The organism is Allorhodopirellula solitaria (assembly GCF_007859855.1).
In the GTDB taxonomy this organism is placed as follows: domain Bacteria; phylum Planctomycetota; class Planctomycetia; order Pirellulales; family Pirellulaceae; genus Rhodopirellula; species Rhodopirellula solitaria.
On record NZ_SJPK01000012.1, the window covers coordinates 48,441 to 60,578 of the forward strand.

Annotated in this window: 10 protein-coding genes; all 10 read left to right on the forward strand. The window is 56.2% G+C overall.

Going from position 1 to position 12,138, the window contains the following annotated elements:
• The first annotated feature begins 77 nt into the window (after positions 1-77).
• The 10 genes from CA85_RS18960 (at position 78) to CA85_RS25075 (ending at position 10,699) form a co-directional block, all read left to right on the forward strand.
• The gene (locus tag CA85_RS18960) at positions 78-272 is read left to right on the forward strand and encodes a DUF1580 domain-containing protein (protein WP_246112971.1); all 195 of its coding nucleotides are present in this window, start codon (positions 78-80) and stop codon (positions 270-272) included.
• A 1,643-nt stretch (positions 273-1,915) separates the two neighbouring features.
• Positions 1,916-2,761, forward strand: a complete 846-nt coding sequence (locus tag CA85_RS18965; protein ID WP_186775050.1) for a hypothetical protein — start codon at positions 1,916-1,918, stop codon at positions 2,759-2,761.
• A 79-nt stretch (positions 2,762-2,840) separates the two neighbouring features.
• Positions 2,841-3,500 (forward strand): hypothetical protein, encoded by a 660-nt coding sequence (locus tag CA85_RS18970; RefSeq protein WP_146392937.1) that lies wholly within the window; start codon positions 2,841-2,843, stop codon positions 3,498-3,500.
• A gap of 353 nt (positions 3,501-3,853) precedes the next feature.
• A complete protein-coding gene (locus CA85_RS18975; protein WP_186775051.1) occupies positions 3,854-4,852 on the forward strand; it encodes a ParB N-terminal domain-containing protein in 999 nt (332 codons plus the stop codon).
• A 127-nt stretch (positions 4,853-4,979) separates the two neighbouring features.
• Complete coding sequence (locus CA85_RS18980; protein WP_146392939.1) at positions 4,980-5,843, forward strand: hypothetical protein; 864 nt, start codon at positions 4,980-4,982, stop codon at positions 5,841-5,843.
• Between the two features lie 36 nt (positions 5,844-5,879).
• Positions 5,880-6,650: a hypothetical protein gene (locus CA85_RS18985; protein WP_146392940.1), complete on the forward strand. Its 771-nt coding sequence runs from the start codon at positions 5,880-5,882 to the stop codon at positions 6,648-6,650.
• Positions 6,651-6,869: 219 nt separating this feature from the next.
• Complete coding sequence (locus CA85_RS18990) at positions 6,870-7,919, forward strand: primase-helicase zinc-binding domain-containing protein (protein WP_146392941.1); 1,050 nt, start codon at positions 6,870-6,872, stop codon at positions 7,917-7,919.
• A gap of 1,232 nt (positions 7,920-9,151) precedes the next feature.
• Positions 9,152-9,430 carry a hypothetical protein gene (locus CA85_RS18995; RefSeq protein WP_146392942.1) on the forward strand — a complete coding sequence of 93 codons (279 nt, stop codon included), beginning with the start codon at positions 9,152-9,154 and terminating at the stop codon, positions 9,428-9,430.
• A 618-nt stretch (positions 9,431-10,048) separates the two neighbouring features.
• A complete protein-coding gene (locus CA85_RS19000) occupies positions 10,049-10,396 on the forward strand; it encodes a hypothetical protein (protein ID WP_146392943.1) in 348 nt (115 codons plus the stop codon).
• 105 nt (positions 10,397-10,501) lie between these two features.
• Positions 10,502-10,699, forward strand: a complete 198-nt coding sequence (locus CA85_RS25075; RefSeq protein WP_186775052.1) for a hypothetical protein — start codon at positions 10,502-10,504, stop codon at positions 10,697-10,699.
• Positions 10,700-12,138 lie beyond the last annotated feature (1,439 nt).

The window sequence follows — 12,138 nt, forward strand, 5'->3', positions numbered from 1 at the left end:
TAACACACTTGCACGGGAGCTACATAATGCCACGACCCAACATAAACTCAAACACGAAGCCGCCCCGCAGTACTCCGATGCACCTGCTCACCGAAGATCTGCTCGGTATGAGCGAGGTCCCGCCACTCCTTCAGAAACGCGTTAACGTATCGACGGTCTGGCGGTGGGCGAACCGGGGAATCAAGGGCAACAAGCTGGAGACGATCAAGCTCGGTGGCAAGACATTGACCAGCCAGCAGGCGTTGACTCGATTCATCGAGACGACTGCGTGAGACGCGATCCATGGTCCCGGTGCCTGCCAACGCTCGACACACCACTCAGGTCGTTCGCAGGACACCACGGTCAGCCATCTCGAGCAAATCTTACACGGGTGCCGATGTGTTGGTTTGCGAGATGCCCAATACTGGAGCCAGCGACATAGGTCCGCCCTTCACCGTCAATCAAAGAGTTCTCGTGTTCTGCAGAGGCTAGAGTCTCCCGCCAAGGAGTCTTGACGAGTGCCTCGTCGGTAGTGGAATGGCCAGAGAATATACCCTGCCGAGCTCGTGTAGTACTGTCAACAGCGTGACCAGCACCTCTCTCTCATCGCGAAACAGCTGCGCATAGCCCAGGCTGTCGGAGATCAGCCCCTCGAAAGACGAGAACTGTTTGGTCAGCTTCGGCAGGTCGACGGCGATGCAGGCTCGTAAGCCATCCTCGACGGGCTGTTGGCTTTCATCGGTCCCCTGACAGGCCACGAGATTGAGAACTTCCAGAGCTCGGCAATGCGATCGCGTACTGTGATTTGCGTCACCGTTCGCCGAACAGGGCGATCGTTTTGAGAAGAGGTTCAGCGTAGGGCGACTGCTCGACCTCATCTCAAACGTCAGAAAACGGATCTATCCGCGTTTCGGTACTGCCGGGTTCGTTCCGACCCAGTAGCGATCGCTCGTCATCGCGGTGGGGCGAGTAGTGTCCTTGCCCATAACAGCGGCGTCCTGGGCAAGATGAAACACCCGCTGACCGGCTCGCGACTGGAATGAACCTGGTGCGCGAATTTATTCCACGCGTGTGACAACGTCTTGCAGTTGGCGGATTCGCTGTACGGCAGCGGATCCGATAAGACAGGTGTATGGGCGAAGCTGCCGCAGCATACCCTACCGCACCAGGTCAACCCGCCCAGGACAGCGATCACGCGAGCGGCGATGTGGACTGAAAGATACCAAGGAATACTCCGCCCAGGCACCGAACGACTTGAAGAAGCAGAAGTCGCACATGAACGACGCGGAGCGCAGGACAGGGACTGGAGTGAATGGACATTACGGTAGTCGCACAGGGTGCCCCAACACATCGACTCGGGAAATGTGGACGGCGTGTTGACCAGAGTAAGAAACCCAACAGAAACGGTGGCGAAAAGAGGGTTTCCACCCAAGCAATCGAACGAGCCAAAAGCAACAATCGGCAGTAATTGGAGAACTCATGTTGGTAATCTATCGCTAATGGGACACGATATAGCCATGGCAAGTGCATCCCGCATGTACTTATCCGCCATAGCTTAATACTAATAAGAGAGATGGAAGTGATGGCTGCCGTATCACGCGTAAGAAGTAGTAGCGTCCCGGTGCGCCCCCGCGGCGAGATTCTGCTAACCCATGGTGCAGTGGGCATAGAGAGTCATGCTGATTACATCGACGATGCAGAGGAGCGAATCAGCCAGCTCTACGCCAAGGATCCGACAAGGCTAGAGGACTGCGTTGATGCACTGGTTTGCGCCCGCACGATCGGTCGAGCCAGCCCTGCAGAGGACTATCAGATACTGAACTATTGCCGGAGGAACCGAGTCTGCGGCCGATGTGCGCACTGTTGCAATGCGGCTAGGTCCGCGAACATTGCGGGTCAAACCGTTTCTCATGGTCGCGAGCGAGTGTTTTCGAGCGTGTATACAACTCCAGAGCCCTATGGCTACGAGCAATCTCTCGACTTCCTCATTCGAATCGCAAAAGGACTCAAGGCGATCGCCCACGCGATAACGGTTTGGAATGCGAGGCGGATCGGTAAGCCAAGCTATCGCGTCCTGGAATATGGTCTCGGTCTGCACATGCGCCCCTGCGACACGCCAGAATCAGCCTGGTCACATCTACATCTGACGATGGTGACCGGCCAATCCGTCCGACCGAACACTGATGGTGTTGATGGACTGGCGAAATACCTTAATGAGGCATTCTGGCACGCAGTGGATTTCGACCAGCAGCCCGCGTGTCCCTTCAAGTCGATGGGAACGCTAGCTAAGAAGTCTCTTTCAGAGGTCGAGCGACAGCGTCAGCATCGAGGAAAAACAGTGACTTTCGTAGATCTCCAGAAAATGCTGACCTATGGTTTCAACCTTCACAAGCCAGGTGACAGCGCCGAGACGATCGCTCTCCGCAACCGTCTCCTCTGGGATGCAAACCTGACTACGACTCTGACCCACTCGCGGGTCAAACGCGGTCAACTAGCCGACCCGGCGGATTGCGTGAAGAAGAGGTCGCAACCACATCTATTTGATCCAGTCGCACTAGGCAAAGAAGACGTCTTGGTATTCGATTTCGATGAGCAACCTCCGCGTCCGATCGCTGCCGAGCAATGGAGGACGGAACTCAAGCAGTTGAAGAAAGAAGCCAGAACCCGGCTTGAAACCTGGACACCCCGTAACCTCACCATCTTTCTCGAAGGAACTCAGGATGCCACGCCCACCCCGCCACGAACTGCACCGATACGTGTCCAGGGCCCCAGACGACAATGACGACAATTGGCTTCGCCCCTACTCCGAAGTCATCGCAACCGCTGGTCAAGAATGCTCCGTGTCTTCCCAAGCGAAAGCATTGACAGCAGCCATCGATATTTGCTGCCACATCCGCAACAGCAACGATGCTGAGTTGAATCAGAAGCACAGCCTCGAGCCCGTAATTATCGACTACCTCGGCAAAATGGACGCCCTGGGGAGGACGCTGAAGGCGGCAGGAGTCAGGGAGTATCGAACCACAGCTGAAGCCATAATAACGATTGGGTTTACTCTCCACGATCTACCAGAGCGATTTGGCTTAGGCTCGATCCTCTCTCTCTGGAGCAAGAACTTCGAAATCGAGTGGCAATACTGGGTCGAGATCGCATCTGCCTGCCGCACAGACATCGCCCGATACCCAGGAACGTATCAGCTGGTCACACACGATCGTATCCTCCGGGTATGCCCGGTTGGACCAAAGCCGACCAATCCATTTCAACATGAATTCACCTTCTTCGTGGACGACTTTCTCGAGGCGATGAACGACAATCGCAAACGAGTTTACTATCTCTTCGCGGCTGTAGCCAACGATCAGCTCTCTCCCGGCCAGCTACGCGCCAGAAAGGAGCATTTGATGCGGGACTACACTCGGCGGTACGGAACGCCGTCACATCCCTACATATTCTCTCCCGATGTCCCGGCTCCGCTAGCAACAGCCTCGGAGCATCCTAAGCTCCGGTACGTATCGCTGAACTGGTGATTGCTTGGCGCAGACGTCGCCGTGATCTGGGCTTGGGCCAAGTAAGGGCAATAGGCTCGAGACGCAAGCATTGATGTAGCACCCGTGCGGGTCGTGCTCTGCTCCTGATAATCTCTCCAGGCAAGGTTTGCCGGGGAGCACTCCCCGGTCATCTACGCGAATGAAAACTCAGGTTCGACCGCTAGCTGAGTTGATTCGATCCGCGATGGTTGCAAACACTATTTGGAGTCAAGCGACAAATGGCACATATTCGTCTTCGCCACAACTGACCCACTTCAACTACCTGATCGATCTGCCGACGTGCCTCTGTGGCAACTCACGGGACTGGGCGATCGTCCATTCGGAGCAAGAAAATGTCTAAAGACAAGGCGTACACTTCCAAGTATTCGATTCCCGATTTCGACGTTGTGTTGGCGAAAAATGAGGCGTCTATCAGTGAGGTGCATCCCACCTGTATGAGTGTACCCATGATTGACGCTCAAGACTTCGATCGGCTGGTGGACGCCATTCGGGCCGACGGCATGATCGATTCGATCCGGATCAATGATAAGAAGCAGCTGCTTGATGGGCGATGTCGCCTCAGCGCGCTTTACGTACTTGGTGAATCGCTGGAAGACAGCCAAGTCATCGTGGCCGATCACCCCGCCGAGTCTATCGCGGAAGCGAACTACGCTCGCCGACACCTGACCTCCGACCAGAAGGCGATGCGTGCCGTTGCTGACCTCGAGACAGAACGAACTGCGGCTGCGGACCGGAAACTGCGGGGTAGCCAGAAAGGGAGGCAAAGCCGAATGGCGAAGTCGAACTTGGATGCAACCGACGCGGTTGCAAGCAAGGCAAAGGAGAGCCGACGGGAGCCGTCGCTCAACAGGGTCGCGAAAGAACACGGTGTGCCTCGTCAGCAGTTGCGAGATGCAGAGAAGGTAAAAAAAGAGCGGCCTGACTTGGCTGAAAAGGTGTCCAATGGCCAGGTGTCACTCGACAAGGCACGTTCGGAAGCCGGTATCAAGAAGACACCCACCAGACGCAGAAACGGAAAAACAGCGTCTTCTGACAATCGCCCAGCGAAGCAATCAGATGACTCTGGAAAGACATTGAAATACTCGGATGAGATGACCTCGATCAGCGATCGTCAAGACGGGATACGAATTGTTCGCAGTGGCGACGTCACGATCATGCGCCACCCGGATGCAGACAAGCAGGTGCTCGTCTATGCCAACAAGAATAGCTGGCGTGTCCGAACCGTCGGTGCAAAGAAGGTAGTTCGTTTCAGAAAATCGTCGGGTGCTGAGGAGCTAGCCATCAAGCGGATCAGAGTGCAGCTGTCGTCGGTTACAGACGAGCACACCTAATCGCTCAGATTCGGCGCCGCTGAGTATTTCACCGATGAGATGTCCACCCTCATGACTCGCCTGCTCGCGGTCGCCTGGACTAGAAAAATGGTTTACTTTTCCACTACGACGCAACGCCGACTGAGATATGCTGGACGATTACGAGGATACGGAGCCGCTGACGCTCGACGACATCCGCCAGAAAAGGATGTCAGCCGAGGAGTTTCGCCGGTATTGGCGATCGACACTTGGCCCTTCGTGGCGATGGATTAAGGCAGGGCGTGTAGCCGCTCGTCGGCGAGTATCAGGACGCGTCGAGCGAGGTTCAGTATTCTGGCGGTGCGTTGACTATATCGATGGGCTGCCTGCCGATATGCGAGATAAGCTCTGTGGCGACGGCCAGCTCGATATATCGAGTGCGGAGGCAATCTATCGCGATCCAGTGAAGCGACTTGAGGTCGACGCCAGGCTCGTCGCCGGACTGTCACCGGAGGAGGCTGCGGCCCGCTGCGGCCTGAACGCTGAAACTGTGCGAGACTACTGCGAAATCTTTTTCGACGTGCTCGATAGTCTCCGAGCCACAGACTGGCTGGCAATTCACATCTTTGATCCTGCTGACGAAGCCATCGACAACCTATACACAACCGTGTGCCGTGAATCGTATCAGGGCGGTCCTGCGGTCTGCGAGTATTGGCTGGAGCGAGTGCCGCATCTCGATGAGCCATGTGATTTGACAACCATCGCTGGTCGCGAGATGAAACGCCTGCATCTGACCCTACTTCAAGATCGCCTGATGCGTACGACCCCGGATCGACTAGGAGAGATCGCCATCAGGGTTGGTGACCTGTCGTCGCAGCTGCCTCCGAGCTTTGTGAATGCCAGCGATGTAATCGGACGACGAGCCGCTCAGCAGCTTGGGCTGTTACTGAATCGAGATGACAACGGAGCACAGACTTTGCCGTTTACGAACGGAACGCACTCATTGGTAGACCATCAAACACACATCGCGTAGTTTTTGCGATATCTGTGGGTCTGTTACACAAGGTGGATGCAGATTGAAAACCGACCCGGCACGACAAATACGTATGTCGTCTCCACGTTCCGACGCGATGGCAAGCTACGAAAACGCTACATCGGAAAAGCGAGCGACTCAGTCGTTCATCTATTCGTGGAGTACGAGCGGCTAGCCAAAGCGAACGAGCATGCTTACCGCGAGGCGTGTAGCCTCGAACAGGATAATGATATCGCAGCGAGCAAGTCGCTCGATTGGCTGTGTCGGTGGTCAGCCGGCTGGAAAGTCATCAGTAAGATTAACGAGTTAGAGATGAGCAGTAAGCCAACGTCAGCAACAGCGTCCGAGCGAGAGCTCCCCGGCCTGCATAGGATAAATCGGATTTGCAGTCTCGCTCAAGAGGGCGATCCCGACGCACAGCGGCAGCTCGATATATGGATCGCAGAGACGCCCGAGGTACTCAGTGTCGCAACCGATCTGATGGGCCTCACACGTGAATACTTGGTTCAATTTGTCAGTTCGGCGGCGCCCGAAAACTCCATGCTGTGGCAGAAACAGATTGATGAAAAATCAGCCCAGCTATGTGCCGACTTGCCCGACGATCCACTCAGCGACATGTACGCTGAGCTCACCACGCTGGCGTGGCTTGACGTTATGCGAAGTTCGCTTATGCCCTACGTAGCGGGTGGTGACGTGACGAGGTCATCGTATTGGGGATCGGAATTAGGACGATCCCAACGGCGATGGACGAAGATCAGCACAGCTTTTCAGCAGCATCGCAAAACACGATGCGTCACGAGACGCTGAAAAGGGAAAGAGAACAAGTGGCCAGTGAGGCCGCTCTCATCACGACGTGTCCTGGCGCGTCGCACTTCAAGTACCTGCTCGGCGATCTGCCCTCGCCTTCTTGCGAACGCACTCTCTTGTCCCTGCTCAAGGAACTCATATTTGGACGACAGTCGATACCCGCAATCATGTAGGAGATCAATGTGATTGCTAGTAGACGAACCCCAACAAGGACATCTGATGAAACAAGACACTAACCCAACTCCAACGCAACCATCCATTGCCGAACTCATCTCTACCGCCCATGGTCACTGGGCCGAAATCCTAGACGATGCCGGTATCCCGAAGTCTCTACTCGATGGGGGTGCGTACGCCTGTCCACTGTGCGGAGGCTGGGATCGGTTCTCTGCCCTGCCAAATGTGGAGGACCGGGGTGTCGTCTGCTGCAGGCAATGCTTCTTGCACGACGGAGAGAATGCATTCGTAGACGGGATTACGACCCTGCAATGGATCATTCGGACAGATTTAGATTCAGCCTGTCGTTGGTTGGCGGATTGGCTGGGTTTCTATCGCCCAGATAGTGGAGTAGTCGCCCCGAGAAAAATGGCCCGCTACCTCAGGGATCACGTCGATGAGATTCTCGAGGAACTGCCCGACGATCGATCGCTCGCCAGTATTTCCGTCGACTTCCGGGCGGCGATGACCGAGGGGAAATGGCGGGAGTTCTCGAAGCTCCTCGACCTACCGATCGAAACACTTGAGCGGATAGGCGTCGGGTGGTCACAGCGACACGGTGCGATCACATGGCCGATGACAGACGAATACGGCCGGGTCGTCGGGATCGGATTGCTTTACCTAAGCAATGGGAAGGAGACGTCATTGGTGGGCGAGTTCGATGGTATGATCATGCCCACTGGAGTGAGGGCGCCTGTCCATCGACTGTACATCGCGGAGGGAGGAATCGATACAGCCGCGCTCCTGTCCCTCGGGATCTCGGTCATCGGCAGGCCGCTTGAGAGGGACGAGACATGCTATGAGATTGATCAAATGCGAGCCCTCATGGCGTCTGATTGTGTGGTTGTCGCGTCCCAAGGTAAAGCTGGCCGCGACCGTGCCAATCATCTTGCCGACGCACTTTTAGAGTACTGCCGAACGGTGCGGGTACTGGTTCTTCCCGCTGGTTACAGCAGCGTGCGAGAGTGGGTGAGATCAGGCATAACGGCAGCTGATGTTGATGCGGCAGTCTGTCAGGCTCAGCCGCGCAGGCTGTGGGGCCCGTCGCAGAAATGAGTCTGCCTCCGCGGCAAGACTAAACGCGGAGTCTATTGGCTGTCAATATTCAGTGCATGCTCAAGCAATTGATCATGCACCCGAAACGAACTGCTGAGATTGAAGTCAAGTGACGGGTACGGAGATCGACTGGCACCTCCAGTGACTCGACCTGCCAGTTGTGAGATCGACTCGCAAATCGATTCGACATACGGACGAATTAGCCGCGGCGCACTCCCCGGCTGTTTCTGGTTGAGGAGGACCGAGATACGGGCGAGTGCGAGCAATAGGTCGAGCACTGTGGGATCTAGCCGCGAGTGGTTTCGGGTTTCGAACAGGACGACGCCTAGGCTGTTACAGAACCAGGCGGTGGCGAATGCGGTGGAGGTAGCGTGATGGGATTGTCTTTCACGTTCTGTCAACATGCGGTTGATGGCGAGGAGCATGCCCCGGACAACTACGCCCTAGAAGAGAATGGGGTGGTAGGGACGAGAACCCTAGAAGGCGTAAGGAAGGCCAGAGCGTGTACGGGGGAAAGCAACACATGGAGCTAGCGATGCTTGTTGCCGTGAAGCAGGCCCGGGTATTGGAGGGGGATGGGGATGTACGGGAGGCTTGTGTGGTAGCGGAGGTGAGAGACGGGAGTAGATGGAGTTGCTACCAAGGCTGGGAGTGGTAGGCGTTGATGTAGAAGTGGGAGGTGTAGGGTGCGGTAGGATGAGGAGCCGTTGGGAGTGAAGATGGGCTGTCTAAAGGGTGGTTTTGGGTGCGAAAAGTTTTTAAACGTGTTTTCGAGGGTGGTTAGGGCGGTTTGACCCCGTAAAAGGCTGGGTTTTTGAAAAGCTGGGAAGCGGGAAAAATGCGCACAGCCACCCACGGGTATAATAAAGGTCCATGTACCGAACATGCGAGTTCGGTCAGCGGATGTTGCGAGCGGAGGCAACGCCCGGTTTAGATGGTCCGTATACCAGGGCGCACTCCCGGGTTGCACCGTTCCTTCTTCTGAATCGAATACGCCACCCACCATCGGTGCCGAGGTTCTCGATAAAGCGGTGGGCAAGCCAATCGAGTCCGCAATCGCCGGCAGGTGCTCCCGGTTTCCATAGGTATTGATAATGGACCAACTCGCCGAACCCCAAGGCCCGATCCTACGCCACGCCACAATGTCGAACCATCAGCGGCTCCGTGAGTTCGTGTCGCGATGCAATAAACGAGGGAAGGCATTTCGATGCGGGACGCAGTGGTTTCCCGACATGAATGAACTCTCGGAGATCTGCCAGTGCAGTGAGTCCACGATCAGCAGAATCGGGACCGGCCAACAACAGGCGATCAAGGCTCCCGTCTCCGATATCCTGCTCGCAGTCGGTTGCATCTCCCCGTATGCAGCCTACGAGGAGTGGTCGGACTATGACTCTGAGCAGCGAAGTCGTTACGCAGATGCCCGCCGCCGGATTGACGCCGGCCCCGCAACGCAGGCTGAGGTCCTCGATGCCATCCTGGATGGGATCCACTCTCGGATCTACGGGGAATGAGGTCAGGGTCACGGATATGAGCCCAGCCAGCTGCGGCACGAACCGGCTGAGGCTCATGAGATAGCGATACTACTGGCGGCGACAGTCGCCTTCGACGCCACGCGGTCCCGGTGCCAAAGGTGGGCTCTGTCGTGATTCGGGAATTTGATTGTCGCCATTGTCACCGCTTGCCGGTTCTTCACCGATCCAGCGGCTCCAGGCCTCAAGCTGCACTATCGCGAGTGCACTTTTTTGGAGTCTCCACCAATGCACATATCCTTATGCATTCTCAACAACGCTCCCCGGAGAGGACCGAAGTAAATGCCCAGCTCATCACAACCAAAAGTTTCCAGCTCCGTCCTTGTGGACGAAGCCTACCTCGACTTAATCGGGGCGGATGGTGTAACAAGCACATTGGAGATGTCCAACACTGATCCCGAAGAGTACGCGAAATACTGTAAGTGGTACGAGGGCAGGTTGGACATCAGGAGAATTGGTAATCCCAAGCTAACAATCGAAGCTCGACTAGCGGCGTATCTGCGAGTTATTGCTAAGCAACGACAGCGGTTCTCCCTGGGGATGGAGAGTATTCCCAGCTGCAGTTGGCTGCGGGAGCATCTCGGAATTCACCGGAATACGATGAGCAAGTACGTCAGCGTTGCTCGGTCCAACAAGCAGATCGAGCTCAACCTTGGCATTGCTGCTCAGCTAGCCTTCGCTGCCGCTATCTATCCGCGGCAATCCAAGTGGGAAAAGAACTCCTCCAAGAACGTATTGGCAATCCGTCTCGATCTGATCAATGACTTCCACCTCACCGGACGAAACAAGGAGGAGATGGTTCGCTGCCTCATGCCGATCACCCGAACCGGTAAGAACAAGTTGTTTACGGTGCCGAAGAGCTATCCGTGCCAATACGACCTGGACGAGAAAATGCGACCGATGAAGCGGGCCTCCGATCACATCCCACGCCAGCGGGCTGGCAGCTAACTCACGTTGACGGCTGGGTTTTGAGGGGCGTCTATTGAGGCTCGCGTCCTTCACCCACTGCTACCTCATCAGCAGGGGGATCAGGTGGTCAACGATCTTCGCCAGATGTTGCCGTTCCTCTTCGTAATCAAGATCCCGTCGCCTCTCCTGGACCGGGCGGAGCACCTGATCGACGCGGCGCCTCGCAGTCTCATGCGAGGGCCGCGAACCGCCGTTGCTCGCGACGACGAGACTCACTCTCTGCATCTGGGTGTGGCGACAGCTGCCCCTAAACATGTGCAACCGACGCACGCTTCCCGGTAAGGCCCCGCATGCCCAACCTATCGACCCCGAAACTGCCCAAGCCGACTCTCGTCCATCCCGACTATTGCAGGCAGTGGGGGCTGGACGGTGAGACCAGCACGGCTTCACTATCTGTGGCAGATCGGGATAGGTACTCCCACTACTGCGAGTGGCGGAGGAATTGGCGTAGGCTGAGATGCGATCGTCTTCCGATGGATGTGCGATTGACAGCCTATCTGTGGCTTGTCGGGGAACAGGGGGGATGGTTTCACTTGGGTCGCTCGCCGATACCGAGTGAGAAATGGCTGCGGAAGATGCTGGGAATTCACCGCCATGCACTGGGCAGGTACATCAGGGATGCGAAGACAAAAGGGCGGGTCCAACCAAAGTTAGCGGCGGTGAGTCAGCTGGCATTCGCTGCAGCAATCTACCCGCCAGTATCCCGGCACGAGAGAGAGGCAGAGCAGGAGGTGCTCTGCAGCCGACTTGATCTGATCCACGACTATCACCTGACGGGCAGGGACCAAGCGAATATGGCTAGCGATCTGATCCCAATCGTGAGATCCGGGGAGAACAATCTGTCCACGCATTCCAGAAACTATCCGAGGCTGTGTCTGATCTGACACCCCGTGAGGCGGCAGAGGAAACGCGTCTCGGAGCTCTCCTCACCTCGGGAAACCGGACGCAGCAGGTCGAGGGCCAGAGCCTTGTGTGAGTGAGCCGGCGGCAACATGTTCCCCGGTTCTGTTGAGTCCGTCGTGCCTCTGAAGGTGCACGTCATCCTATGCAAGTCAGGTAAACTGATTGTGCTCCATGGGGAAATACGAGCCGCATCGAGAGAAACCGTTACTCGGCAAGGGGTAAAAATCACGCTTGCGATGGCACGCGAAAAGCCACCCGCATGGGGGTTCGCAAATGTGGTTTTGATGGCATGCACACGGAACGGACCGAATTCCAGACTATCCACTGCCTCACTCACTATGGCGAGTACGAGCAAAATGCTCGGGAGTGAATCCAACCCTATGCGAGAAGGTGCGGTTTTTACGGGGTTTTAGCGATATTGGTGAAACCTCGCTGCCGCTGAAATCACTTAAATTCGCAAAAACGGCCATTTCGACGGTTCGAGCGGCTCAGAACGTTCAAAGTACCGAAAATCACGATGAGCTGGTTCGGGGCATACATTTCGGTGCGTTGAATCGTGTCTGGCGAAGGGTGTACTTTCTATTGTGCAGCCCAACAACGCTCTCCGGCGAGGTGAGTCAGATGGCGAATTTTCGCCGGCCATCACCCGGTGGCCCGCAGGAATCAAGACGCGACCCCGATGAACCATCGAGGCTGCGGATCGACGCTAGCCCACTGTCTGCTTGACTAGATCTGGCTCACTGCTATCTGAACATTGTGGTCGCCTGCCATGACGTTAGGCCCTGCGGTGGTCCTACGCCGAATCCTGCGAGGAGATG

Bases quoted from the DNA above. Each gene is read 5' to 3' on its own strand.
- CA85_RS18960 (WP_246112971.1), top strand. From the start codon at position 78: ATGCACCTGCTCACCGAAGATCTGCTCGGTATGAGCGAGGTCCCGCCA.
- CA85_RS18975 (WP_186775051.1), top strand. From the start codon at position 3,854: ATGTCTAAAGACAAGGCGTACACTTCCAAGTATTCGATTCCCGATTTC.
- CA85_RS18980 (WP_146392939.1), top strand. From the start codon at position 4,980: ATGCTGGACGATTACGAGGATACGGAGCCGCTGACGCTCGACGACATC.
- CA85_RS18985 (WP_146392940.1), top strand. From the start codon at position 5,880: ATGCAGATTGAAAACCGACCCGGCACGACAAATACGTATGTCGTCTCC.
- CA85_RS18990 (WP_146392941.1), top strand. From the start codon at position 6,870: ATGAAACAAGACACTAACCCAACTCCAACGCAACCATCCATTGCCGAA.
- CA85_RS18995 (WP_146392942.1), top strand. From the start codon at position 9,152: ATGAATGAACTCTCGGAGATCTGCCAGTGCAGTGAGTCCACGATCAGC.
- CA85_RS19000 (WP_146392943.1), top strand. From the start codon at position 10,049: ATGAGCAAGTACGTCAGCGTTGCTCGGTCCAACAAGCAGATCGAGCTC.
- CA85_RS25075 (WP_186775052.1), top strand. From the start codon at position 10,502: ATGTTGCCGTTCCTCTTCGTAATCAAGATCCCGTCGCCTCTCCTGGAC.